The 24,171-nt window shown below is 60.0% G+C and carries 21 protein-coding genes and 1 other RNA gene; 12 read left to right on the top strand and 10 right to left on the bottom strand.

Annotation, left to right across the window (positions count from 1 at the left end):
- Positions 1–4 precede the first annotated feature (4 nt).
- The 3 genes from F3H58_RS01425 to F3H58_RS01435 all read right to left on the bottom strand — a co-directional run bounded on the left by F3H58_RS01425 (position 5) and on the right by F3H58_RS01435 (position 1,722).
- Entirely contained in the window at positions 5–532 is a 528-nt protein-coding gene (locus F3H58_RS01425; protein ID WP_149740961.1) for a dihydrofolate reductase, read from the bottom strand.
- On the bottom strand, positions 529–1,323 hold the full coding sequence (locus F3H58_RS01430; RefSeq protein WP_059756713.1) for a thymidylate synthase: 795 nt from the start codon (positions 1,321–1,323) through the stop codon (positions 529–531). The genes F3H58_RS01425 and F3H58_RS01430 overlap by 4 nt, the downstream gene beginning before the upstream one ends.
- 90 nt (positions 1,324–1,413) lie before the next feature.
- Complete coding sequence (locus tag F3H58_RS01435) at positions 1,414–1,722, bottom strand: DUF2853 family protein (RefSeq protein WP_003522365.1); 309 nt, start codon at positions 1,720–1,722, stop codon at positions 1,414–1,416.
- A gap of 142 nt (positions 1,723–1,864) precedes the next feature.
- On the opposite strand from F3H58_RS01435, the gene ssrA reads away from it, so the two are divergent.
- From ssrA to F3H58_RS01455, 4 genes are all read left to right on the top strand, one after another.
- Positions 1,865–2,239, top strand: a transfer-messenger RNA (tmRNA) gene (ssrA, locus tag F3H58_RS01440).
- Between the two features lie 229 nt (positions 2,240–2,468).
- Positions 2,469–2,981: an SspB family protein gene (locus F3H58_RS01445; RefSeq protein ID WP_020812051.1), complete on the top strand. Its 513-nt coding sequence runs from the start codon at positions 2,469–2,471 to the stop codon at positions 2,979–2,981.
- Between the two features lie 44 nt (positions 2,982–3,025).
- Complete coding sequence (locus tag F3H58_RS01450) at positions 3,026–3,229, top strand: DUF4169 family protein (protein ID WP_065655837.1); 204 nt, start codon at positions 3,026–3,028, stop codon at positions 3,227–3,229.
- A gap of 113 nt (positions 3,230–3,342) precedes the next feature.
- Entirely contained in the window at positions 3,343–3,552 is a 210-nt protein-coding gene (locus tag F3H58_RS01455) for a ribbon-helix-helix domain-containing protein (RefSeq protein WP_003522362.1), read from the top strand.
- A 366-nt stretch (positions 3,553–3,918) separates the two neighbouring features.
- On the opposite strand, the gene F3H58_RS01460 is transcribed toward F3H58_RS01455, so the two are convergent.
- From F3H58_RS01460 to F3H58_RS01475, 4 genes are all read right to left on the bottom strand, one after another.
- Complete coding sequence (locus F3H58_RS01460) at positions 3,919–7,638, bottom strand: AsmA family protein (protein ID WP_149740962.1); 3,720 nt, start codon at positions 7,636–7,638, stop codon at positions 3,919–3,921.
- A gap of 91 nt (positions 7,639–7,729) precedes the next feature.
- Positions 7,730–9,142 (bottom strand): FAD-binding oxidoreductase, encoded by a 1,413-nt coding sequence (locus tag F3H58_RS01465; RefSeq protein WP_149740963.1) that lies wholly within the window; start codon positions 9,140–9,142, stop codon positions 7,730–7,732.
- 133 nt (positions 9,143–9,275) lie between these two features.
- Positions 9,276–12,425, bottom strand: coding sequence for an efflux RND transporter permease subunit (locus F3H58_RS01470; RefSeq protein WP_149740964.1), 3,150 nt, complete (start codon positions 12,423–12,425; stop codon positions 9,276–9,278).
- Positions 12,422–13,573, bottom strand: a complete 1,152-nt coding sequence (locus F3H58_RS01475) for an efflux RND transporter periplasmic adaptor subunit (RefSeq protein ID WP_149740965.1) — start codon at positions 13,571–13,573, stop codon at positions 12,422–12,424. Before F3H58_RS01475 ends, F3H58_RS01470 begins: the two co-directional genes overlap by 4 nt.
- A gap of 239 nt (positions 13,574–13,812) precedes the next feature.
- On the opposite strand from F3H58_RS01475, the gene F3H58_RS01480 reads away from it, so the two are divergent.
- The 3 genes from F3H58_RS01480 to F3H58_RS01490 all read left to right on the top strand — a co-directional run bounded on the left by F3H58_RS01480 (position 13,813) and on the right by F3H58_RS01490 (position 17,714).
- A complete protein-coding gene (locus F3H58_RS01480) occupies positions 13,813–14,223 on the top strand; it encodes a carboxymuconolactone decarboxylase family protein (protein ID WP_149740966.1) in 411 nt (136 codons plus the stop codon).
- A gap of 101 nt (positions 14,224–14,324) precedes the next feature.
- On the top strand, positions 14,325–16,799 hold the full coding sequence (locus F3H58_RS01485) for an ATP-dependent helicase (RefSeq protein ID WP_149740967.1): 2,475 nt from the start codon (positions 14,325–14,327) through the stop codon (positions 16,797–16,799).
- A 102-nt stretch (positions 16,800–16,901) separates the two neighbouring features.
- Entirely contained in the window at positions 16,902–17,714 is an 813-nt protein-coding gene (locus F3H58_RS01490) for a glycosyltransferase family 25 protein (protein ID WP_149740968.1), read from the top strand.
- A 193-nt stretch (positions 17,715–17,907) separates the two neighbouring features.
- Here the strand turns inward: F3H58_RS01490 and betI are convergent, their stop codons facing one another.
- On the bottom strand, positions 17,908–18,501 hold the full coding sequence (gene betI / locus F3H58_RS01495; protein ID WP_149740969.1) for a choline-binding transcriptional repressor BetI: 594 nt from the start codon (positions 18,499–18,501) through the stop codon (positions 17,908–17,910).
- Positions 18,502–18,599: 98 nt separating this feature from the next.
- Here betI and F3H58_RS01500 point away from each other — a divergent pair, with 98 nt between their 5' ends.
- The 4 genes from F3H58_RS01500 (at position 18,600) to F3H58_RS01515 (ending at position 21,399) form a co-directional block, all read left to right on the top strand.
- Positions 18,600–19,538 carry a choline ABC transporter substrate-binding protein gene (locus F3H58_RS01500; RefSeq protein ID WP_188128730.1) on the top strand — a complete coding sequence of 313 codons (939 nt, stop codon included), beginning with the start codon at positions 18,600–18,602 and terminating at the stop codon, positions 19,536–19,538.
- Entirely contained in the window at positions 19,535–20,398 is an 864-nt protein-coding gene (locus tag F3H58_RS01505; protein ID WP_149740971.1) for an alpha/beta fold hydrolase, read from the top strand. Before F3H58_RS01500 ends, F3H58_RS01505 begins: the two co-directional genes overlap by 4 nt.
- 96 nt (positions 20,399–20,494) lie before the next feature.
- Positions 20,495–20,977: a DMT family transporter gene (locus F3H58_RS01510; RefSeq protein WP_149740972.1), complete on the top strand. Its 483-nt coding sequence runs from the start codon at positions 20,495–20,497 to the stop codon at positions 20,975–20,977.
- Positions 20,974–21,399, top strand: a complete 426-nt coding sequence (locus F3H58_RS01515; RefSeq protein ID WP_078051864.1) for a DMT family transporter — start codon at positions 20,974–20,976, stop codon at positions 21,397–21,399. The genes F3H58_RS01510 and F3H58_RS01515 overlap by 4 nt, the downstream gene beginning before the upstream one ends.
- 30 nt (positions 21,400–21,429) lie before the next feature.
- Here the strand turns inward: F3H58_RS01515 and F3H58_RS01520 are convergent, their stop codons facing one another.
- Positions 21,430–22,716: a DUF2778 domain-containing protein gene (locus tag F3H58_RS01520; RefSeq protein WP_149740973.1), complete on the bottom strand. Its 1,287-nt coding sequence runs from the start codon at positions 22,714–22,716 to the stop codon at positions 21,430–21,432.
- 457 nt (positions 22,717–23,173) lie between these two features.
- Here F3H58_RS01520 and pncA point away from each other — a divergent pair, with 457 nt between their 5' ends.
- On the top strand, positions 23,174–23,800 hold the full coding sequence (pncA, locus tag F3H58_RS01525) for a bifunctional nicotinamidase/pyrazinamidase (protein ID WP_149740974.1): 627 nt from the start codon (positions 23,174–23,176) through the stop codon (positions 23,798–23,800).
- A gap of 1 nt (position 23,801) precedes the next feature.
- Here pncA and F3H58_RS01530 read toward each other — a convergent pair whose 3' ends face one another.
- Positions 23,802–24,038, bottom strand: a complete 237-nt coding sequence (locus tag F3H58_RS01530; protein ID WP_003522348.1) for a DUF2164 domain-containing protein — start codon at positions 24,036–24,038, stop codon at positions 23,802–23,804.
- Between the last annotated feature and the right edge of the window lie 133 nt (positions 24,039–24,171).

The following is a 24,171-nucleotide window of genomic DNA, read 5'->3' on the forward strand; positions in this document are numbered from 1 at the left end:
TAGTTCACTTTGACGCGGCTCTTCGCACATAAGTGGTAAACAGAACCGGATAATTGTCCTTTTCCCCTGCGGGAGCAGGGATTTCCTCGGTTTTCTCAAAAACGGCAGGATCGATTTCCGGAAAAAAAGTGTCGCCATCGAGTTTTACCGCGACATGGGTGACGGAAAGTTGATCGGCGAAGGGCATGGCCTGACGGTAAATCTCACCGCCACCGGCTACGAAGACCTCATCCACACCCAGTTCCGCAGCCTTGCTTCCCGCGAGCTTCAAAGCCTCCTCCAGCGAGGAGACGACATCCACGCCTTGCGGCCGGTAATCGGCATTGCGGCTGACGATGATATGCGGGCGGCCCGGCAATGGACGCTCGCCGACGGATAAAAATGTCTTGCGGCCCATGATGAGCGGCTTGCCCATCGTCATCGCCTTGAAGCGCTTGAGGTCGGTAGAGAGTTTCCACGGCATGTCGAGGTCGCGGCCGATGACGCCGTTTTCGGACACCGCGACGATGATGGTGACGCGTGGCTCGCTCATACCGCGATCGGCGCCTTGATGCTTGAATCGGCCTCGTAGTTTTCCAGCGTAAAGTCTTCGAACTTAAAGGCGAAAAGATCCTTCACATCCGGGTTGAGGCGCATCGTCGGCAGGGCCTTGGGCGTGCGCGTCATCTGCAGCTTCGCCTGTTCGAAATGATTGGCATAGATATGCGCATCGCCGAGCGTATGGACGAAATCGCCCGGCTTCAGGCCGGTGACCTGCGCCACCATCAGCGTCAGAAGCGCATAGGAGGCGATGTTGAACGGCACGCCGAGGAAAATGTCGGCCGAGCGCTGATAGAGCTGGCAGGACAGCTTTCCATCGGAAACATAGAACTGGAACAGGCAATGACAGGGCGGCAGCGCCATTTCATCCACAAGCGCCGGGTTCCAGGCCGAAACGATATGACGGCGGGAGTTCGGATTGGTTTTCAGGCCCTCGATCAAAAGCGCGATCTGGTCGACATGGCGACCGTCCGGTGCGGGCCACGAGCGCCACTGCGCACCATAGACCGGACCGAGATCGCCGTTCTCGTCGGCCCACTCATCCCAGATGGAAACGCCGTTTTCCTTGAGATAGGCGATATTGGTATCGCCCTTCAGGAACCACAGCAGTTCATGAATGATGGAGCGCAGATGCAGCTTCTTGGTGGTGAGAACCGGAAAACCTTCGGAAAGGTCGAAACGCATCTGGTAACCGAACACCGAGCGCGTGCCCGTGCCGGTGCGGTCTCCGCGGTCGGAGCCGGTTTCCATCACATGCCGGAGAAGATCGAGATATTGTTTCATGCGTTCTGCCGCCGATTCCCTGATATCAGGGGAATATAATAGCACAGGGCGGCAGAACCAATCATCTAATGCGGGCTTATCCCCGTTAAATCAAAGCGACTGGAGTTTGCCCAGTTCCTTGGCGACCAGATAATAAAAGGTCACGCGCGATTTGGAGCGGTCCGCAGCCATGGCCTTGGCAACGGCATCGATTGCCTGATCGGCCGTACCGTCGGTCACGCCGAGCTTCTTGCCGCACCAGCTCGCCTTCACACGCGCAAGCTCTTCCGGATCGGAAGCGGACACCAGCGAGGAATCCCGGTTGCGCAGGGCGATGCCGAGATGCTTGACGATCTTGCCGACCACCGCTTCGTCGGCTGCTGCGTCGTATTTCTTCACATCTGCGAGATAGTCAGTCATGTCCACTCCTTCGTGTGTCCCCGGCCCGGTGTTGCTTCTGGTGACCGGTTGCATGGACAATGGGACAGCAATCCCTCGTCGTCAAGAATTGTCTAAAGTGCGGGCCGCAATCACGAAACCTTTTCATGGAATTGTCATCACCCCCCTTTTCTCAGGCGGTCGAAACGCCTATATGAGCCTTGCCGGGGCAACCCGGCTATGGCGATAAACGGTCGGTGTAATAAACCTATTGGACCCGGGGGCGGTACCCGGCGCCTCCACCAAAAACCGGCGGACTTTCATGAGACGAAGGCCGGCTTTTGATGGGGGCGAAATAGGATCGACAAGGGCGTAAAGATCGAACTTTTGCTCGGCATGATACCGCCGTTATCGGGTCACAAGTGTAGTTGCAAACGACAACAACGCTAAGGAATATGCTCTCGCTGCCTAATGGCGGTGCGGGAATTCCGCTCTAAAGTCCTCACGGTTAGCCCCGTGAGGCGGGGTTCGGAGGTACCTGGCAACAGAAACCTCCACCTTCTCCATTTTGCCTGAATTGGTTATATGATAGCTGACTCGCAATCGGCATTGGCTTTTCCGTTGCTGCCGTTCAGGACATTGCGTATACTTGGCCAACGCGTGAGCGTCAGGATCGGAAATGATCCCGGCTCAAGGATTACGCGAAGATTCAAAGTGTTACAGCGTCCTTGGCGCGCAAGCCGCGCCGTGCATGAAAAGACGTTCGAATAAGGGAAAGACAGGACCGCATGGGGCAGGATCATATCCGTTACGACATTCTCGCACAGGATGCCCTTCGCGGCGTTATTCGTAAGGTTTTGGGTGAAGTGGCCGCAACCGGTCGTCTGCCCGGCGACCACCACTTTTTCATCACCTTCCTGACCGGCGCGCCGGGCGTGCGGATTTCCCAGCACCTCAAGGCGAAATATGCCGAGCAGATGACCATCGTTATCCAGCATCAGTTCTGGGATCTGAAAGTAACCGAAACCGGCTTCGAAATCGGCCTGTCCTTCTCGGATACGCCGGAAAAGCTGGTGATCCCTTATAACGCCATTCGCGGTTTCTACGATCCTTCTGTCAATTTCGAGCTCGAATTCGACGTGCCTCTGGCCGAAGAGGAAGAAATCGAAGACGCCGAGATCACCGCTTATCCCGTTTCCCATGAGGCAAAGCCCGCTGCCGCTTCCGAGACGCCCAAATCCGGCGAGGAAAAGAAGGAAGGCTCGGTCGTTTCGCTGGATGCCTTCCGCAAGAAGCAATAACGGCTTTTACGCAGCGCTTACGAAACCCAAGGAGACATATCCCCATGGCGGCCGATATCGTCAATCTGCGCCAGTTTCGCAAACAGAAAGCCCGTAGCGAAAAAGAAAAGCAGGCGGAGCAGAACCGCCTGTCCTTCGGCCGCACCAAGACCGAAAAAAATCTTACCTCGGCCCTGAACGAAAAGGCCGAAAAGGCGCTCGATCAGGGGCGGCTCGAAAAAAACGATGACGGGGCCGGCAAAGACTGACAGGCCGGCCGACCGTCGCGGATTTCGGGACTATTCGAAAAGAATCGAAAAACAGGGACTTGCCGGGGAGACATGATTGAGACCTCCAACCGGTTTCACCGGAGACCGATCTGATGATCCGCAAGCACTCCGCGACGTTGCACGGTCACCGCACCAGCATTTCACTCGAGGACGCCTTCTGGGACGAGCTGAAAACCATTGCGGAAAGACGCAAGATCAGTTTCGCGGCGCTGCTCGCCGAAATAGACGACAACCGCTCCGCCGACAGCAATTTGTCCTCGTCACTGCGGGTTTATGTGCTGAACTGGCTGAAAACCCGCTGAGGTTTTCCGGCGTGAGTAAAGATACGCAATCGGTCACGGCCTGTGGATGCCTCTATCCGAATTTGTCCCCCCGGACTACAAAAATTACTGCCAAAAACTCGTAACGCCGTGAAAGCATTCATTAAACATTGGCGGCCTAGTCTGCGCTGCAAGGCATTTCCCGTATTGCGTAGCCTTGCTTTCAAATACTGTTTCCAGACCTTTGCCATCCCTCACATCCACCACGAAGCGTTCCCGGGTTTCCGCCGTTAGGGAACGAGTTTACCGTGAGATTGTCGACTCATGCTCGAGGATGATGCAACGTTCCGGGACAGGTTTCCCACTTTCGCAATATGAAGGCCGATCAGCCCTCCCCTGCCCGCAAGCTCACGGCGTCGCGGGAGCATTTTCCGGCGCCAGTTGCCGGATGGCATTTTCCGTCGGAGGCACCACCAGAACAGGCGCAGATTGCCGCTCGGGCGTCGGCTGTTGCCCCTGTTCCTGTTGTTGCTGTTGCTGCTGCAACCGCTCCTGCTGTTCCTTTTCCTGACGCAGACGTTCTTCGGCCGCAGCCTTTAAACGCGCCTCTTCTTCCGCCTTGGCCTTGGCTTCCGCCTCCGCCCGTTTCTTCTCGGCCTGCCGCTCGGCCGCCTGAGAGCGATAAAGCGCCACTTCCCGGCGCAGGCGCTGCTTTTCGAGAACGCTGGCCTGCATAGCCTCCACCCGACGGCGTTCCTTTTCGAAAGCCCGGAGCGACAGGTAATTGCTGAGCGTCGAAACGTCGGTCGTCAAAGCCGGCGCGGCAAGCGGGCCGTTATAATTCAGGCGCACCGAAGGCTCGGCCCCCGCAACGGTTTCGGTGCCGGGATTGAACAGGAGATCGAGGTCGCCATTCACGGTCGAAGCCGCAAGATCAACCGTTACATCGGCCGTCAGCGTTACCGGATCGATCCCCGCACGCAAATTCTTGAAATGAAGCGCGCCGCCATTCAGCGAGAACGGCAAGGCCACATCGCCGAGGCCGATTTCACCCTGCCACAGGCTCTGGTCCACCAGCGGCCGCACCTTGGGCGCGTCGATCGGTTGCTGCAAGCCGTCCGCCGCCTGCAGGATCGGTGGCAGGGTGCCGGGATTGAGCCCCTTCAGCACCAACCCACCGACCCGGATTTCACCCGAGCCGCCTGCCGATTTCAGCATTTCACCGACGCTCTTGCCGGTCGATTCGGCCGTCAGGTCGATGGCGACCCGGCCTGCCGCGACCGGCCCATTGGCATTCGCCCACAGGATCGGCTCCGGATTGGCGTCGGTGACCGCGATCTTGGTGCGGAAAATGCCCGCCCCCTCGCCCGTCGACATGGCGAGCCGTCCCGTGAGTTTGCCGCCCATGAAGGTGCCGGCAACTTCGTCGAGAGAGAGGCTGCCCGCATCATGCGTGACCTTGGCCGAAACACCCGTGACCGTGCCGAAAGGGCCGGCCTCGAAGCTTTCCGCTTTCAAGGCAAGCGAAGCCTTGAGTTGCGGGAAGGCGGCCATGGCCAGAGGCTTGGCGTTGAGCGCCCCGGTTTCCGGATCGATTACAGGCCCATAGATCGCATCACCCAGCCAGGCGAGATCGGCCGTTCTGACCGCAAGATCGCCGGTGACGGGATAGGGCGCGGCGCGCTGGAAGGTCAGATTACCCGAGAACGGATTTCCGCCCGCCTGCCCGCCTATCGAGGAAAGCGCGATCTTCTGCCCATCCACCGCCACTTTCGCGTTGGCCTTCAACGCCATGCCGCCGCCAAGCTGCGGCAGGCCAACGGCGTTCATGATGAGATAGGGCTCGATGTCGGCGCTTTCGAGTGCCACATCGGCGCTGCCCTCACCGAAATTGGCGGATGAAACGGCAAAGGAGCCGTTCATCGAAAAATGCGTGCGCTCCGTCGAGAAGCGCAGTTCCGTCTGGGCGGGCGAGCCGAGCGTGCCGTTGAGCTTGATGGACAAAAGGCCCTCGCCATCCGCATCAAAGGGCAGCGGATCGAGCCCCGCCTGCCCGAACAGGATGGCCGTCGACTGGTTTTTCAGAACCGCTTCCAGCGACATGGCGGTATCATCGGTGATCGACAGGAAATCCGGCATCTTGGCCACGGCCGACAGTCGGCTGCCATTGACGGTACCGGAAACGGCGACATTGGCGCCGCCATTTTCGCTATTGACTGAAACATCCATGGAGAGATCGGAATTGGCGTACCACGGGGCACTCGCCGCCAGACGGCTGAGGAAGGGGTGGTTCGGCAATTTCTGCTGCAGCATGGTAAAGAGCGGCTGCATATCCGCCGCATGCAGGTTCACCGTGCCCTTGCCCGCATATTTCAGCAGCGAACCCTGCAGCTCACCCCTTGCCCTGACTTCCGCACCGGCGATGTCTCCGGCCGTCATGTTTTCCAGCGAGAGAACACCGCCCGCCATGGTGAAGGCGGTCTCGACATGATTGGCGGTCACACCGGCCATGTTGAACCGGTCGGCCTTGAATTTCGCGGTAATGCGGTGGTCGAGCACGGAACTGCCGACCTGATCGCCAAGCGCCAGACTGCCGAGCGCCTTCAGCGCATCGAGATCGATTTCGTTACCGGCGAGATCGATGGAAAGATTGGAGGTCTTGCCATCGGAGCGCCGCTCCAGCTCACCTTTCAGCGACGCATCGCCGATTGCAAGCTCCAGATTGTCGAAACGCTGGTTGAGCGTCGTCAGCGAGACATCGGCGGAAAAACCGGCTGCATTGAGCTGGCGGATCGCCGGATCGACGGAACCGGAAAGCCAGTTCGCCAGACCCGAAGGCTGGTTGGAGGCGAGAAGCAGATTGCCGTTGAAGGCAGGGCCGCCGAGAAGCGTCAACGACCCCTTGGCTTCGAGCTGCGTCCGGCCCGGCAGGGTCGCAACCGCGTTCACCACCTGCCAGCCGCTGCCTTCAGGGCGCACATCCAGCCTGATGTCGCGAATGGTCGTATCATCGGAAACGAGCGCCGGAAGGCTGATGCTCGCCTTGCCCGGCACCGGCGGAACAGGAATGCGGGCCACCATGGCGGCAAAGGCTTCAATACGCTGGCGCACCGAGGCGGTGGGCTGGCGCGAGGTCTTGCCCGTCTGCACGACGGGCGGCGCAAAGCGGGCGACATCGATCTGCTGGCCATCGGCCGTCAGGAGGAATTCCGGCTTGGCGCCGGTATCGAGCGTTGCTTCCCCGGTCACGACATAGGGATTTTCACTGCCGCCGAGCTCCATGCGGTAGCTCGGGATACGCACGCTTTCATTGGTGAGTTCAAAGCTGCCGCGGGTGCGCGGCGAGGAAAACAGCGATTGTCCGGCCTGCTGTTTCTGCTTTTCGTCCTCACGGAAACTGAAGGAGAAAGAACCGCTATAGGCGGGCTTTCCCGCCGTTGCGGCAATTGCGCCATCGAGATCGACCTCGACCGGGTGTTCGTCCGGCACCAGCCGCACCCTCAGCCCCATGCGGCCGGCGGCATAATCCGGCTCGCTGCTGGAGAGCGAGAAGGAGCCCGGATGGCCATCGACGGCGGCGCGTCCCTCCGCCTTCCACGGCCCGGCCAGCGAATTGGCGGACATGTCGGCGTTAAGCCCCGTCACCACGCGGTTGCGGCCAGATTGCTCGTCGATGAATTCGATCTGCCCGCCTTCGATCTGCACGCTTTCCAGAACCACGGTGCGGGCTGGAATTTCCGCCCGGCTGCCACGCATCCAGTCCAGCGTGCCATCTTTCAGCAGCCGGATCTTGGCCTTGGGTTCCTCGATGCGCATGTCGAAGATACGCGCTTCGCCGGAGAGGAAAGGTGCCAACTCGGCATCCATGGAAAAACGGGCGACCTGAATGAGCGGCGATCCATCCGCGTCCGTTCCGGCGCGCACATCATGCAATGTCACCGAAGGGAAAGGCAGGATACGGGCTTCGACGCGGCCATGCACCACCACCTTCTTGCCGAGAATACGGCTTGCCTGATCCTCGAAATCGCGGCGGAAATCCGTCCAGTCGACGAAATAGGGAATAAGCAGCGCCGAAAACAGCACCACGGCCAGCAATCCGCCCAGAAAAACCAGAATACGTCCGAGCACTGACCTGCATCTCCCTTCGCGAACGCTGCAAACCTATTCTTTTCTGCCTTAACGGCAAGCAGCCTTTTGTACCAATCAAATATGAGAATGATCAGACAAGCCGGAACAACTTGCCCGGATTGAAGATGTTATCGGGATCGAGCGACGTTTTGATGGCGCGCATGAGATCCAGTGCATTGCCGGCCTCTTCGGCGAGGAAACTCATCTTGCCCTGTCCGATGCCGTGTTCACCGGTGCAGGTGCCGTCCATGGCGATGGCGCGGCGGTTGAGACGGGCGACGAAGGCCTCTGTTTTCGCGACACTTTCGGCATCCTTGCCATCGAACAGAATAAGCACATGAAAGTTCCCGTCACCGGCATGGCCGACAATGGGGGCGAGAAAGCCGTTTTCCTCGATATCCCGCTGCGTTTCCACCACGCAATCCGCGAGCCGCGAAATCGGCACGCAGACATCGGTGGAAAGCCCGTCGAGATGCGGTGCAAGTGCGCGCGAGGCCCAATAGGCATCGTGCCGCGCCTTCCAGAGCTTGTTGCGCTCGGCCGCGTCGCTCGTCCAGCGGAAATCGACGCCGCCGCATTCAGCGGCGATCTCGGCAAATTGCTGCGATTGCAGCGCCGCCGTTTCCTCGGTGCCGTGGAATTCCACGAAGAGTGTCGGCTTCTCGGCGTAGTTCAGGCCGGAATAGGCATTGCAGGCCCGCACCTGCACCTCGTCCAGCAATTCGATGCGGGCGACCGGAACCCCCATCTGGATCGCCATGATGACGGCATCGCAGGCCGCCTTGATGCTGTCGAAGGTGCAGACCCCGCCGGCGATTTTTTCAGGAATACCCTGCAAGCGCAGCGTAACGGAGGTAATGACACCCAACGTTCCCTCTGCACCGACGAAAAGCCGCGTCAGATCGTAACCCGCAGACGATTTGCGGGCACGGCGGGCGGTACGGATCTCTTCGCCATTGGCAACGACGGCGGTAACGGCCAGCACATTGTCCTTCATCGTGCCGTAACGCACGGCATTGGTGCCGGAGGCTCGCGTCGAGGCCATGCCGCCGATGGAGGCATTGGCGCCGGGATCGATGGGGAAAAACAGGCCGGTATCGCGCAGATAGACATTCAGGTCCTCGCGCGTCACACCCGGCTCCACCGTCACGTCAAGATCTTCCGCATTCACCTCAATGATGCGATTCATCCGGCTGAAATCGATGCAGATTCCACCGTCAGGCGCATTCACCTGCCCTTCCAGCGAAGAGCCCGTTCCGAACGGAATGACCGGCACCTTATATTGCGCGCAGACCTTCACCACGGCCTTCACATCGTCCGCGCTCTCGGCAAAAACGACACCGTCAGGCGCCTGCAGCGTCAGATAGGTGGTGGTATGGCCGTGCTGTTCGCGAAACGCCTGTCCGGTCTGAAGCCTGTCGCCGAGCTGCTGCTTCAGCACCGCGAGCGCCGACGCGATGCCCTCTTCGTTCCGCTTTCCCGCCACCACGTCTTTCAGCGCCATCGTCCGTCTCCACCGCAACATCTGCCCGTAACGGATTCGATCCGTTACGAAATTCCGTCAGGTGGTATGGGATAAGGTAAACGCTTTGTCCAGCATCGCGATTGCGCCAAACACTGTTTGGAGGCAACCGTTTTTATTCCGCCGCCAGCAGCGGCTTGTCCTCTTCCAGCGCCTTGCGGCGGGCGGCAAGTTCAAGCTCGCGGTGAAGACGGATCTCCTCATCCGCCTGCGGTTTCGCGAAGCGGGCGATCAGCAGGTAGGAGACCGGCGTGATGTAAAGCGTCACCAGCGTCGCAAAGCCGAGGCCGCCGACGATGACCCAGCCGAGCGCGATGCGCGCTTCCGCGCCGGCACCCTGCGCCAGCACCAGCGGAACACCGCCGAGAATGGTCGCAATCATCGTCATCATCACGGGGCGCAGGCGAATGCTCGTCGCCTTTTCAATGGCTTCCCGCACGGTTGCGCCCTGATCGCGCAGATGATTGGCGAATTCCACGATGAGAATACCGTTTTTCGCCATCACCCCGACGAGGAGGACGAGCCCGATCTGGCTATAGACGTTGAGGCTTGAACCGGTGACCAGCAGCGCGATGACCGCGCAGGCAAGACCGAGCGGCACCGTCGTCATGATGATGACCGAGCTCAGCACGCTTTCGAACTGCGCCGCCAGCACGAGGAAGATGATGGCTATGGCGAAACCGAAGGTCAGCAACATGCCGCTCGAATTTTCCTCCAGCGTCGCGGCCTCGCCGAGCGGCAGCAGACGAGCGCCGGGTGGCAGGACGGACTGCGAAAGCTCGTTCACCTTTTGCAGCGCCTCACCCAGCGAAACGCCATCCTTGAGGTTGGCGGTAAAGCCGACGGAGGGAAGCTGCTGCTCGCGGTTGAGCTGCGGCGCAACCGCATTTTCCTTGAGCGACGCGATGACCGACATCGGCACGATCTTGCCGTCGCCGGTTTTCAGGAAGACGTTTTCGAGGTCGGTCGGATCGTTGATCGGCCGGGTGGAGGACAGGAGCCTGACCGGGATCGCATCGCCATCCACGAAGACGTCGACAATCGAGCGGCCTTCCAGCAGCGACTGCATGGCGCGCGACAGGCCGGTAATGTCGATGCCGAGATCCGACGCACGCTCGCGGTCGATGGAAACGGAGATTTGCGCCTGGTTGGGTTCATTGTCGAAACGCGGCGTATCGAACAGGCCGCTTTCCTCCATGGAAAGCAGTAATTTCTGCGTCGCCTCGGTCAGCGCCGCGTAGTTGCTGCCAACCATCGCCATCTGCAGGCCGTTGCCGGCACCGCGAATTCTAAGGCTGTTCGGCTGCATCGCATTGCCGCGCAGTGCCGGCACCCTGTTGGCGGCAGAGGTGACATCGGCGGCAATCTGGTTCTGCGTGCGCTCACGGTCGGCCCAGGGCGCGAGCGTCAGCACCATGAAGCCGGTATTGGACGAACCGTTCATGCCGGTGATGGAGTAGATATTGCGGATTTCGCCACTGTCACGCAGCGGCTGCAGGTTTTCCTCGATCCGCTGCAGCTGGTCACGCGTATATTCGAGGCTGACGCCCTGCGGCGCGGTGACCCGCATCATGATCGAGGCGCGGTCTTCGCGCGGCGTCAGCTCGTTCTGGATCATGCCGAAGGCGATCCACGACAGGCCGGAAAAGATCAGCGCCACGACGATGACGATCAGCGGATTGTTGAGGCAGGCGGAAAGTGTCGTTTTGTAGGTGGAGGCAAAGACATTGCCGAACCATGCGAGCGGCCCCGTCGGCTCCTTCAACCCCTCTTTCAGCATACGCGAGGCGAGCATCGGGCAGAGCGTCAGGGCCACGATGGAGGACAAGCCCACCGCGAAGGCCAGCACGAAACCGAATTCGCGGAACAGGCCGCCAAGCTGGCCCGGCAGGAAGGAAAGCGGAATGAAGACGGCGGCAAGCGTCGCCGTTGTCGCGATGACCGCGAAAAAGACTTCCTGCGTGCCGAGAACGGCAGCGGCGCGCGGCCCCATGCCTTCCGCCCGGCGGCGCACGATGTTTTCCAGCACCACGATGGCGTCATCGACCACGAGGCCAGTCGCCAGAACGATCGCAAGCAGGGTCAGAATATTGACCGAGAAGCCGACCATATAGATGGCGACGATGGTGCCGATCAGCGCCACCGGCATGGTGATCGCCGGAATGAGGGTGGCGCGCCAGTCGCGCAGGAAGAGATAAAGCACGACGACGACGATGATCGCCGAGAGACCGAGCGCCAGCTCGACCTCATGCAGCGCGCCTTCGATGAAGACGGCATCGTCACTGGTGACGACGATACGCGTACCTTCGGGCAGATTGGCCGACATGGCGTCGACGGCCGCCTTCACGCCGGTCGAGATGCTGAGCGTGTTCGACTGCGCCTGCCGGATGACACCGAGACCGACACCCTGCACGCCGTTGGAGCGCAGCGAGGTGGATTCATCATCCGCGCCCAGCATGACGGTCGCGACGTCCCTGAGGCGGATATTGTTCTTGATGAGAAGGTTGGAAAAGTCTTCGGGCTTCGTCAGGCTGGCGGTAGCGCGCACGACGATGTCCTGCGTCGTGCTTTTCAGCGACCCCGCCGGCACGTCGAGGGCTGCGCTGGCAAGCGCGTTCGAAACATCGGTCACCGTCAAACCGCGGCTGGCGAGCGCCGCCTGATTGAGATCGACCCGGAAAACCTTTTCCTGATCGCCGTAAAGCTCCACATCGGCCACGCCGTCGACGGCGGCCAGACGGTCGATGATCTCGTCATCCACAAGCTTGGTCAGGTCTTCCATGCTGAGCGTGGAGGAAGTGACGGCAAGGCGCATGATCGGCTGGCTGTCGGAATCCGCCTTGATGATCTGCGGCTCGTCGGCATCGTCAGGCAACTGGTTGGTAACGCGGCCGATGGCGTCGCGCACGTCGTTGGCGGCGACGGCCAGATCGACATTGTCACCGAATTCCAGCGTCACGCGGCTGGTGCCGAATTGCGAGTTGGACGAGATGGATTTGACGCCGCTGACCCGCGCCACCGCACCTTCGATGGTCTGCGTCACTTCCTGATCGATGGTTTCGGGTGCGGCCCCCTCATAGGTGGTCCTGACGCTGATCGTCGGCCGGTCGACATCAGGCAGTTCGCGCACTTCAACGCCCACCAGCGCCGCAAGGCCGGCAACGACCAGCAGCGTGTTGAGAACCGCCGCCAGAATCGGCCGGCGCACGAACAATGCGGTAAAGGCGAGCTTGGAATCCTGTCCGGAGGGTGGCTGCGTCGTCATTGGCTGGCAACCTCTTCAGGCTTCGGCTGGTTGCCAACGCGGACCGCGCCGCCTTCCCTGACACGCTGAAGGCCCTCGATCACGACAGGCTCGCCATCCGCCAGCTCCGCCTTGACGAGAACGGCATCGGGATTGCGCTGCACGATCTGCACCCGCACCTTGTTCGATTTATTGTCGGCCACGCGCCAGACGTAAGAGCCTTCCGCATCCCACTGCACGGCCAGTGGATCGACCGAGGCATAAGTTTCCCCGGCAAAACGCATGGTGACGCCGAAGGACATGCCCGCCCTCAGCTCGTCCTTCTCATTGCCGAACTTCGCCCGGATACGGATCGTGCGGCTCGCCTCATCGACGCGGTTGTCGACGGCCTCGATCTCGCCCTTGAAGGTCTCACCCGGCCGGGAAATGGACGTGGCCTCCACCGGCATGCCGACCTTGATCGCGGTTGCGAACCGCTCGGGGGCCCAGAAATTGACGAGAATTTCCGAACGGTCATCGATGCTGACGATGGTTGACTGCGTGGTGACGTTATCGCCGATATTGGCGGCGACGATACCCGCCACACCCTCTATCGGCGCAACGATATCGCGCCGCTTGAGATTGAGTTCGGCGGTGCTCAGCGCAAGCTTGGCGGCTTCTTCGGCAATCTGCGCATCCAGCACATCGAGGCGGGAAACGGATTTCAGGTTCTTGTAGGAGTTGGATTTTTCAACGGCGCTGCGCAGCGCCACCTGCGCCTTGTCGCGCTCGATCACCTGCTCCTCATCGTCGAGCCGCGCCAGCACCTGCCCCTTCACGACACGTGCGCCGGACGACGTGCGAATTTCGGAAAGCGTGCCGGAAGCCTGCGGCATGACGACAACCGACTGGATCGCCTCGCCATTGCCGATGGCATTCAGCCGGTCATTGACCGTGCCCTTCTTCACCGGGGCCGTCACCACCAGTGTGGCGTTGCCATTGCGGCGCGCACCGCCGGCGTTTTGACCCGAACCGGGCGTAGCGGCGGCAACCTCGACGGCGCCGGCAGGCGTTTTGCCAAGCCCCATGCTGGCGAGCACATTGCGGGCTTCGGGCGAATAGAAGCCCCAGAGACAGAGCCCCGCTCCCACCACGGCAACACTGACACCCACCTGTTTCCAGACCCGCATATATTTCTCCGGTTGATCCGCGCAGCATAAAGCATTCCCGAAAACCTGCGTTCCGGGACAGATGCAGTATTCCTGCTTGGCTGAGGCAAGGCAACGCACAAATCCGTTCCTTACGTAATTGTAATTTGGGCGCAAATGCCGCCGGCGCAGCCAATCCGCAATCCATCCGTGCATTCCTGTCGCAAATATCCGCCATTGGGCTAATCTGCGCCACCGAGACGCCATAACCGGAGGAAGCCATGAGCACCGTGACGAAGACCGAAAACCCGGAAACCGACCCGCGCGTCAAGGCGGTGTTCGATGACATCCGCGCCACCCGCAAATCGGATTTCATCAACAATATGTGGCTCTACCTCGCCTTCGATGCCGATCTGCTTGAAAAGACATGGGCTGAGGTCAAGGCGGTGATGGCGACACCTTCGGCGCTCGATCCCGTGGTGAAGGAAATGCTCTATATCGCCGTTTCCGTCACCAATGGCTGCTCCTATTGCGCCCATTCCCACACCGCAGCAGCAAAAGCCAAGGGCATGACCACCGAACAACATGCCGATTTGCTGCGCGTCATCGCGCTTGCCGCCAAGACCAACCAGCTTGCGGTGGCGTTGCAAGTGCCCGTTGACGCCGCTTTCGACGCCGACAGGCAGACATGAAACGAAAAAATGCCTTGGAATGGGCGTTTTGATGGTTGATACCGGAATAAAAGCAGAACACGGTTCTGGCCTTTATATCCCGAATCACTACATTGGGCCGCATGAGCAACAGTTTTGACGATATGCCGTTCTTCGATGAGGAACCCGCCGCACCGCGCAGGGCAACGAACAATGCCGGTGTGGAAAGCGGCGGCGGGCTCGGAATTGCCGCCCGCGCCATGGCGGCGCGCGATCAGACGCGTGCTGCACCCGACTATCTTTCCGGCCTCAATCCCGAGCAGCGCGATGCCGTGGAAACGCTGGATGGTCCCGTTCTCGTGCTCGCAGGCGCAGGCACCGGCAAAACCCGGGTTCTGACCACCCGCATAGCTCATATCATTTCCACCGGCCGCGCCTACCCCCGCGAGATCCTTGCCGTGACCTTCACCAACAAGGCTGCCCGCGAGATGAAGGAACGTATCGGCGTTCTCGTCGGCGGCGCTGTCGAGGGCATGCCCTGGCTCGGCACCTTCCACTCCATCGGCGTCAAGCTTTTGCGCCGCCATGCCGAACTCGTCGGCCTGAAATCGGATTTCACCATTCTCGATACCGATGACGTGGTGCGGCTGATCAAGCAGCTCATTCAAGCCGAAGGGCTGGACGACAAGCGCTGGCCGGCAAAACAGTTCGCCGGCATGATCGACGGCTGGAAAAACAAGGGCCTGACGCCGTCGGACATTCCGGAGGGTGACAGCCGCGCTTTCGCCAATGGCAAGGGCCGCGAACTTTACACCGCCTATCAGAACCGCCTGAAAACGCTGAACGCCTGCGATTTCGGCGACCTTCTGATGCATCCCATCAGCATCTTCCGCCGCCACACCGATATTCTGAAGGAGTATCACCAGAAGTTCCGGTACATTCTGGTGGACGAATATCAGGACACCAATACGGCGCAATATATGTGGCTGAGGCTGCTTGCCCAACGCGCCAAGGGCGAACCGCAGAACGTCTGTTGCGTGGGTGACGACGACCAGTCGATCTATGGCTGGCGCGGCGCGGAAGTGGACAATATCCTCCGCTTCGACAAGGATTTTCCCGGCGCCAAGGTCATCAAGCTCGAACGAAACTACCGCTCCACCGAACATATTCTCGGCGCGGCCGGCCATCTGATCGCCCATAATGAGGGCCGTCTCGGCAAGACGCTCTTCACCGAACGCAGCAGCCCGAATGACGAAAAGGTCGTGGTGCATGCCGCCTGGGATTCCGAGGAGGAAGCCCGTGCGGTCGGCGAGGAGATCGAACAGCTCCAGCGCAAAAACCATAATCTGAACGACATGGCCATTCTCGTCCGCGCCTCCTTCCAGATGCGCGAGTTCGAAGACCGTTTCGTGACGCTTGGCCTCAATTACCGCGTCATCGGCGGCCCGCGCTTTTATGAGCGCCTCGAAATCCGCGACGCCATGGCCTATTTCCGCCTCGTCTGCCAGCCGGCCGACGATCTCGCCTTTGAGCGGATCGTCAATACGCCGAAGCGCGGTCTTGGCGATACGACGATCCGTAACCTGCACGACTATGCCCGCGCCCGCGATATTCCGATGCTGGCAGCGGCCGCCGACATCATCGAGACCGACGAGCTGAAACCAAAGGCGCGCAAGGCGCTGTTCGACGTGGTGCAAGATTTCCGCCGCTGGCAGGGCCTCTTGGAAAATACCGAGCACACCACGCTTGCCGAGCAGATTCTCGACGAAAGCGGCTATACCGCCATGTGGCAGGCCGACAAGACGGCCGAAGCGCCCGGACGGCTTGAGAACCTGAAGGAACTCATCCGCTCGATGGAGGCCTTCGAGAGCATGCGCGGCTTCCTCGAGCACGTCGCCCTCGTCATGGATGCAGAGCAGAACGAAAATCTCGATGCCGTCTCCATCATGACGCTGCACTCCGCCAAGGGTCTGGAATTCGACACCGTCTTCCTGCCCGGCTGGGAAGAAGGTCTGTTCCCGCACCAGCGGGCGCTGGACGAAGGCGGGCGCTCCGGTCTGGAAGAAGAACGCCGTCTCGCTTACGTTGGCATCACCCGCGCCAAGAAGCTCTGCCATATCTGGTTCGTGTCGAACCGGCGCATTCACGGGCTGTGGCAATCCACCCTGCCCTCGCGTTTCCTCGATGAATTGCCGCCCGCCCATGTGGATGTCGCGGCATCCGACAGCAGTTACGGCGGTTATGGCGGACGCGGCGGCTACGGCCAGTCGCGTTTCGACAAGGCCGATCCTTTCACCAACAACTATTCCACCCCCGGCTGGAAGCGTGCGCAGCAGAACCGCAGCGACGCCACCCGTGACAATTGGGGCACCCGCTCCGGCCATGCGGTGGAACGCATCGGTTATGGCGAAAGCGGCCCGCGCACCCGCACGATCGACGGCGAACTGGTGGCGAAATCCGTCGCCGACACGCCATCGAAATTCTTTGTTGGCGACCGCGTCTTCCACCTCAAATTCGGCAATGGCAATATTTCCGCCATCGAGGGCAACAAGTTGACCATCGACTTCGACCGCGCCGGCCAGAAGCGCGTGCTGGACGGATTTGTGGAAAAGGTCTGATTCGACAACCGTGAGTGCCTGAAGGCTGCTTTTTCCGTAGCCGACGTCATGCCGTTGCAATAAAGGAGTTGCAATGGGGAAGTGGAACCGGCGAGGACAGCTTTGCATATATTACCGAAAAGCCAGCGCAGGCTCGCCGTTTTCCTGATCAATATGGACAGCGCCACCAAACGCCTCGCGGATATGACCGCGCGCCTCGATGCCATGGGGCTCAAGGCGGAGCGTGTCCCCGGCGTCAATGGCAGGGAACTGAATTACCCCATCCCGGAATTCAGCGAGATTTCCTACATGCTCATGCATGGCCGCCGTACCTCGCCGCCGGAAATCGGCTGCTATCTCAGCCATGTCGCCTGTGCCAGTAAATTCATGGCGGGCGATGCCGATATCGCGCTCATCCTCGAGGATGACGTGGTCTTCGACGATGATTTTCTCAACGCCATCGACGAGGCGGTGCTGAATGGCGGCGACTGGGATTTGCTGCGGCTCACGACCGTCAGCAATGGCCGCAAATTCCCGTTCCGCCAGCTTTCCAATGGTCGTTCGCTCGCCATTGCCATCACGCGGGAAAAAGGGTCGGGAGCCTATCTCGTCAACCGCCGCGCCGGAAAATGGATATCGAAGCTGATCCCCATGCGGCTCGCTTATGACATCGCATTCGATCTGGAATATCTCGCGGGGCTGAAGGCAGCCTTCCTCTACCCGCTCTGCGCCACGCAGGATGCGGATGGGGAAAGCCAGATCCAGAACAATCTGCGCATCTACCGCCTGCCGCGCTGGCGCTATTTCACCGTTTTGCCCTATCGCGCCTTTCTCGAAACCAGCCGTTTCCTGCTGCGGAGCATCCGCTTCGCTGTCGCAAGAACAAAAGTTGCGATGGAACGCGACAAAAGCAGGACCGCACTGGCTGATCGCTGACCAATCCGACTTACACTTCGCCGGGCGTGAAGCCGACGAGATAGACGGCCGCAACCACGGCTGCGAGAATAAAAAGCGAAATGACGAAAATCGTCATCCGGTTCAATGGTTTGCGTGTCGTTTTCTTCATGCCGGAATAATGCGGTAGACGAAGGCTGGTTCCATCACAGCTCTCGCCTTGGCACGGCGAGCCTTAGACGGCCGATTCCGAGTTTGATAATCGGTGTGACAGGTAGTCATGCATTTGGGCCATCGCCTCCTCTCTCGAAAGCCCTCCAGATTGCAGACCGGACCGCAGCCATAGCCCGTCGATCAGCGTGGTGATGCCCAGCGCGACGGGCTCACAGTCCTGCTTCGGCACGAGATGCCTTAGTGCGGAGAGCAGATTCGAGCGCATGCGCGCATGGATCACCTTCTGGATGCGCGCAAGCTGCGGCTCGCGGGGAACCTCGGCGCACAGCGAAAGCCAGGCATGGCAGATCGATGGCTGGAAAAAGCTCTCGTCGAAATTGCCTTCGATAATCGCGTCGAGTCTTTCACGAGGATTGGAGGCGCGTTTGAGGCGTGCAACGACGACCTCCGCCAACTTCAAATTGGCCTCCCGCATCGCGTGTTCGAACAGTTCCTGCTTGCTGGCGAAATAATGCAGCACGATTCCTTTGGAGGCGCCGGCTTGTGCTGCGACCCTCTCGAGCGTCGCCCCCGCCATCCCCTCTTTCTGCAGCACTTCAAACGCCGCGCGTCTCAGTTCGGCGCGGCGAATATCGCTTATTTTAGTGAGTCGCATTTCAGTCTCCTTGCAAAAGCACATTGACAAATTTTCCGGAAAGATCAATTATTGTCCCATCGGTCAATTTAGTAACCGCTAAGACAAAAGGTTGCCTCATGAGAAGATGGGTGGAGATTTTTTCGGCGGCGGCATTTGTTGCGGCGGGACAAAGCGCCGCTTTCGCAGCCGATCCGCAAGCCTGCAAAATCGTGCGCATGGCCGAACCAGGGTGGAATGACCTCGCCTTCACGACCGGTATAGCCACGACGCTTTTGAAGGCTTTGGGCTACGAGCCGCAAAGCCAGCTGCTCGGAATTGACGTCATCTACACCGGCCTGAAAGCCAGGGACCTCGACGTTTTCCTCGGCTACTGGGATCCGGCAATGGTCAATTATTACAAGCCCTACAAGGAAGATGGATCGGTCGAAAAAGTCCGCACCAACCTCGTGGGCGCCAAGTACACCTTCGCCGTGCCGGCCTATGCCTGGGAGGCCGGCGTCAGGGACTTCACCGACCTGCAGAAATTTGCCGACAAGTTCGACAGAAAACTCTACGGCATCGAACCCGGTTCGAACCAGTTGATGCTGGAGGCCGTCAACGATCCGTCGCTCGGCCTCAAAGACTGGGAGGTCGTTGAATCCAGCGAACAGGGCATGCTTTCCCAGGTAGCGCGCTTTAGCCGCAACAAGTCTTTCATCGTCTTCCAGGGCTGGGCGCCGCATCCGATGAACAGCAAATTCGACATGAAATATCTGACGGGCGGCGACAAATTTTACGGACCCAATTTTGGTGCGGCCACCGTCGATACCCAGGTCCGCAAAGGGTATCCGCAGGAATGCCCCAATGTAGCCAAGCTGCTCCAAAACCTGGAATTTGATGTGGAATACGAAAATATGGGCATGGACTTAATCATGAACGGCGGCCTGTCACCGGAGGACGCGGCAGTACAGGCGCTCAGGGCGGAACCGCAACGGCTTGAGACATGGCTGAAAGACGTGTCCACCTTTGATGGCCAGAACGGTCTTGCAGCCGTCAAGGCAGGTCTCGGCCTATGACGTCGGTTTACCTTGACGATTGGGAAAAGCGCAAACGTTACATAGAGTTGCCGCGCAAGCGCCGACTGTCCTTTATAGACACCGGCGGTCCCGGTCCGGTGCTGTTGATGCTGCACGGGTTTTCCGACACCAGCCGCAGCTTTTCGGTGCTCGAACCGTATTTCCAGGAATACCGGCTGATTGCTCCTGACCTGCCCGGCCACGGCGCATCTTCCTTGGGGCATGGTTTTCACGTCTCGGACTTCGCTGAAACGATCGATCACTTCCTGACGCTCATGGGCATCTCGCGCTTCTTTCTGCTTGGCCATTCCATGGGTGCGATGACGTCAATCGAACTGGCCTCCCGGCGCCCCCATTCTGTCCGCGCGCTCACTCTGATCTCGGGTACGCTGGAACCCGACTTCGGTGCCGAAAGCAGGCTTTCCAGGGACATTCTTGCGCTGCGCGATCCAATCAAGCCGGCCGACGGTTTCCTAAGTGACTGGTATTCCTGCTGCCATCCCGTCAGCGACGAATTTATCTCCTGTATGAAGCGGGACGCGGCAAATATGCCCGCATCGACATGGCATGGCGTTTTGAAGGCCTTCGGAGAAACGAACCTGCACCACAGCGCATCCAAAATAAATGCACCGATCCTTTGCCTTTCCGGTTCTGAAGACCCTCTGTTCGACGAAACCCATCAGCGGCAACTCACCGAGGCGTTTCCCACCGCGCACAGCGTGACGCTACCGGGCCATGGCCACAATCCGCATTGGGAAGACCCGAAACGTGTTTCCACATTGATTACAGAGTTCCTCGCCGAAGTGATGACAGACGCCATCCCGGTTCGCAGCGTTGAGGCATCCGCTCGGGGGAGCTGACGCGCTCCGTATGAATTCAGGAAACATGGAGAATTCGATTTCGCTTGCGGCGCCGATGCGATAACGCTTCCGAGCGTGAACAAAATTCGGCCGACCATGACAAACACGACGCATCCCCGCCTCAACCCGCTACATCTCACCGCCGCCTTCGCCAGCGGCTGCCTTTTGACATTGATGGTGCATTTTAACGGTCAGCTTGCCCATTACGGCAATGCGTTGTTTTCCTCCTGGACGGCGCATGGCACCGGCACGGTGGCGGCGCTGATCTATCTCGCCATCATGCGCCCGAAGAAAGAAGTGGGCGCAGCGGAAAAACCGAGAGCGCCGTTATGGGCCTATTGCGGCGGGGTCGTGGGTGCGGCCATCGTCGTCCTCACCTCCACTGCCGTCAATTCGCCGCTGGCGCTTTCCGGCACCATTGCGCTCGGGCTTGGCGGACAGGTGATCTTCAGCCTTCTGGCGGATCTTTTCGGCCTCTTCGGCCTGCCCAGAAGAAAGCCGGACCTGCGGGACATGGCGGCGGTGGCGCTGATCCTGTGCGGCAGCGCCCTCATCATCCTTGTCGGGAGAACGGCATGATCGTCTGGATCGCCATGGCCTTTACCGGCGGCGTCTTCGTGGCGCTGAGCCGCCAGATCAACGGTCGCCTCAGCCTGTCCAACTCACCGCTCATCGCATCGTTCTGGAACCACATTGTCGGTTTTGCCGTACTGACGGTCATCGGCCTCATCGTCGGCGGCCTCATTCCGCCGGGCGCGGCCGACGCGCCCTGGCTTGCGTTTATCGGCGGGCCGATCGGCGTCGTCTTCATCGCTTCGGGAAGCTGGCTCATTCCGCGCATCGGTGCGGTCAATACCGCCCTTCTGGTCATCAGCGGGCAGATGGTTTCAGGCGTGGTTCTCGATCTTTTCGGCGATCATCCGCCGAAACTCTGGGCTAGCGCACTCGGCATCCTGCTCATCTTGGCCGGCATGGTGCTGACACAGCGGCGCGGTCGCTAGAGCATTTCCAGTCAGGAAAATGCGGAAAGCTCAGGAATCGCTGCCGCGCGAAAACATGCCGAGCAGGGTCTTGCCGCCGCTTTTACCGCCGCTGCTCGCAAGTGTCGGCCGGTTGCCGTTCAACTTCGGCACCACCACCATGCGCTTGACTTCGCCGCGCTTGAAGGCCGCAAGGAAGCGCGGGTAATCCCGGAACACCACGCAGCCATTCGATTCACCGCGTTTCGCCAGCATGTACGTATGCGCCAGAAGACCGTCGCGACCGTGCGGGTTGACGCCGTTTTCGGGCGTCAGGCGAATGGCCTCGACGCCATGGAACCGCGCCTCGCGCATCGTCAGACGATAGCTGGAAGGCGGCGTCGAACCGCGCATTCTCACATGCACGTAATCGGGGTTGTCGCGCATCTTGCCGATGCCGGAATGCGCTTCGAGCTTCTCGCCATTCGGCATGTGCACCACGCCGGAGGAAATATCGTAGATCGCCGTGCCGTTACCGCGATCCGGCCACGGAACCGCATCCATCTTGCTCGGCTCACGCATCGGATTGTCAGGTTTTGCAAAGGCGAGCATGGCGCCGGTGCTCTGCTTCGGCGGCGCAGGCGCCCTCAGGGGAACCGGCGCATCGAAAGCCGGTGCCGAAGCGACGGCCGGAACATGTTCCTCGGTCTTGGACGATGTCGCGGGACGCGGTGACGGCTCGACTGTCTCAGCCATCGCAACCTCGGGACGGAAGCTCGGCAGCGGGACATCATCGGGCAGCAGGCTGCTTGCCTCTTCCTCGATCTGCGGCCGCGCCAGCGCCACTTCAAATGCCGGGTGCTGCGGAACGGCGCTCTGATAGGCAACCTCGGAGGTGCGACCCAGCGCCGAATCGACGATCGCCGACGGCTTGAGCGCGGCAAGCTGCTTCACGGTCGCCTGCCCCTTGGCATTGGCAGCCGCGCCGAAGCGCTCACTGAATTCCTTCGCGCCGATCTCGGGCATGATGCCGGCGAGGCGAACCGCCTTCTGCTGGCCATGGCTGTGGTCGCTCAGGCGGGAAAACTTGCGCACGTGAATATCCCGCGCAGCCGCGTGGGCAATTGCCGTCTCAGTGGAAGCGAATCGCGTCACCAGCGTCTTTTCAAACTGCCCGACACCATGCGAAGCGGCGGCCATGCTGTGCAGCGAGGCAAAGGCGGCCAAGGCGAAAAGGCCGGCAAAGGCACCGCCGCCGAGAAGGGCGGACATTCGGCCGAACGCAAAGGATTTGCCTCTCTTGACGGAAGACGAACCGGCAAGACCGGCGCCATTATAGGCCGCAGCAGAAAACGCCATGATACTCGTTACTCGAACCGTTCACGCACACCCGGCCGACGCCGGAGGGATTTTGGGACATCCGAAGGGCGGGCAAACACCACGCCGGTTTCGGAACTGACTGGTTCGAAGCATGACGAATTATGGTAACCAAAGTGTTTACGAGTCCCTGCAAAAATAATTCGTTAAGGTCTGCGCATTGTAAGGCGAAGGCAAAACAATGACTTGCGCCGAGACTGCGTGCGTCCGCACTGCATTGTCCCGGGAAATGCCCCTCAAAGGGTCGTCATCGGCCTAAAAATTTCCGTCGCCGCATTGTCAGGTAAATTCCGACTTGGCCGGAAATTTGCTGCAATTGCGGCAGCACTGCGACAGGGCAAGCCCCCTGCCCGAAACACCCGTGCCTGCCGGAGAGGTCGAAAGGGGCTTGATCCGTTAAAGCCGGCTTGGCATCCTGCCCTGAAAAGGGAGGCACATCATGAAGGCGCTGCTGCTCATCGATATCCAGAACGGTTTTTGCCCGGGCGGCAACCTGGCCGTTGCCGATGGCGACAGGGTCGTGCCCATCGCCAATGCCCTGATCGACAATGGCGGCTACGATCTCATCGTCGCCTCGCAGGACTGGCACCCGGAAAATCACGGCAGCTTCGCCTCCCAGCATCCCGGCAAGAAACCCTTCGACATGGGCGAACTCTCCGGCAAACCGCAGATGATGTGGCCGGACCATTGCGTGCAGGGCACGCCGGATGCGGAATTTCATCCCGACCTCAAGACGGACGCCTTCGACTATATTCAGCAGAAGGGCGAAAACCCGGCCGTCGACAGCTATTCCGCCTTTCGCGACAATGACCAGGGTGCGACGACGGGACTGGCTGATTATCTGAGCCGTCAGGGTGTCACGCAACTCGACATCTGCGGCCTTGCCACGGATTATTGCGTCAGTTTTTCGGTGCTCGATGCCCTCGACATGCTGCCCGGTGTGAATGTCCGTTTCATCGAAGATGCCAGCCGCGGCATCGATCCACAGGGCATCAAGGCCGCGATTTCGACGATGCGGGAAAAAGGCGCGGCCATTCTCAAAAGCCGCGACATTTTGCGGGACTAGTTTAGCGCGGCTTCGGCTTCTCCAGCACGTCGATATCGCCTGCTGCATCCTCAAGGCGTCTCAGGATCGCGGCATGCGCATCCCTGAGCCCCTCATTGTAAAAAACATGCCCCAGCTCCTCGGCCAGAAAATCCACGAAGATTTCCGCCTGCAGATGGCCGATCTCGGCTTCGGTCTCCCGCGCAAGATAATCTCTGATACGTGCGGCCAGGGCGGCCTTTTCCTGCTTTTCCAGCATCGATCTTCCAACGTTTGACTGTTGAGGAATACGGGAGGAAGGCGGTGAAACCGTCCGTCCGACACCGGCCATATGGGGCGTTACCGTAACGGAAGCTTCAAGGGAATCAATCGATCCATTCATGCAATTCGTT

Origin of the sequence: Rhizobium sp. NFACC06-2 (genome assembly GCF_900101425.1) — a bacterium.
GTDB lineage: Bacteria > Pseudomonadota > Alphaproteobacteria > Rhizobiales > Rhizobiaceae > Agrobacterium > Agrobacterium leguminum.

Coding starts and splice junctions, on each gene's coding strand:
- F3H58_RS01430 (WP_059756713.1), bottom strand. CDS start 1,323: ATGAAACAATATCTCGATCTTCTCCGGCATGTGATGGAAACCGGCTCC.
- F3H58_RS01485 (WP_149740967.1), top strand. CDS start 14,325: ATGAGCAACAGTTTTGACGATATGCCGTTCTTCGATGAGGAACCCGCC.
- F3H58_RS01425 (WP_149740961.1), bottom strand. CDS start 532: ATGAGCGAGCCACGCGTCACCATCATCGTCGCGGTGTCCGAAAACGGC.
- pncA (WP_149740974.1), top strand. CDS start 23,174: ATGAAGGCGCTGCTGCTCATCGATATCCAGAACGGTTTTTGCCCGGGC.
- F3H58_RS01505 (WP_149740971.1), top strand. CDS start 19,535: ATGACGTCGGTTTACCTTGACGATTGGGAAAAGCGCAAACGTTACATA.
- F3H58_RS01445 (WP_020812051.1), top strand. CDS start 2,469: ATGGGGCAGGATCATATCCGTTACGACATTCTCGCACAGGATGCCCTT.
- F3H58_RS01530 (WP_003522348.1), bottom strand. CDS start 24,038: ATGCTGGAAAAGCAGGAAAAGGCCGCCCTGGCCGCACGTATCAGAGAT.
- F3H58_RS01515 (WP_078051864.1), top strand. CDS start 20,974: ATGATCGTCTGGATCGCCATGGCCTTTACCGGCGGCGTCTTCGTGGCG.
- F3H58_RS01520 (WP_149740973.1), bottom strand. CDS start 22,716: ATGGCGTTTTCTGCTGCGGCCTATAATGGCGCCGGTCTTGCCGGTTCG.
- F3H58_RS01435 (WP_003522365.1), bottom strand. CDS start 1,722: ATGACTGACTATCTCGCAGATGTGAAGAAATACGACGCAGCAGCCGAC.
- F3H58_RS01465 (WP_149740963.1), bottom strand. CDS start 9,142: ATGGCGCTGAAAGACGTGGTGGCGGGAAAGCGGAACGAAGAGGGCATC.
- F3H58_RS01480 (WP_149740966.1), top strand. CDS start 13,813: ATGAGCACCGTGACGAAGACCGAAAACCCGGAAACCGACCCGCGCGTC.
- F3H58_RS01455 (WP_003522362.1), top strand. CDS start 3,343: ATGATCCGCAAGCACTCCGCGACGTTGCACGGTCACCGCACCAGCATT.
- F3H58_RS01450 (WP_065655837.1), top strand. CDS start 3,026: ATGGCGGCCGATATCGTCAATCTGCGCCAGTTTCGCAAACAGAAAGCC.
- betI (WP_149740969.1), bottom strand. CDS start 18,501: ATGCGACTCACTAAAATAAGCGATATTCGCCGCGCCGAACTGAGACGC.
- F3H58_RS01510 (WP_149740972.1), top strand. CDS start 20,495: ATGACAAACACGACGCATCCCCGCCTCAACCCGCTACATCTCACCGCC.
- F3H58_RS01475 (WP_149740965.1), bottom strand. CDS start 13,573: ATGCGGGTCTGGAAACAGGTGGGTGTCAGTGTTGCCGTGGTGGGAGCG.
- F3H58_RS01470 (WP_149740964.1), bottom strand. CDS start 12,425: ATGACGACGCAGCCACCCTCCGGACAGGATTCCAAGCTCGCCTTTACC.
- F3H58_RS01500 (WP_188128730.1), top strand. CDS start 18,600: ATGAGAAGATGGGTGGAGATTTTTTCGGCGGCGGCATTTGTTGCGGCG.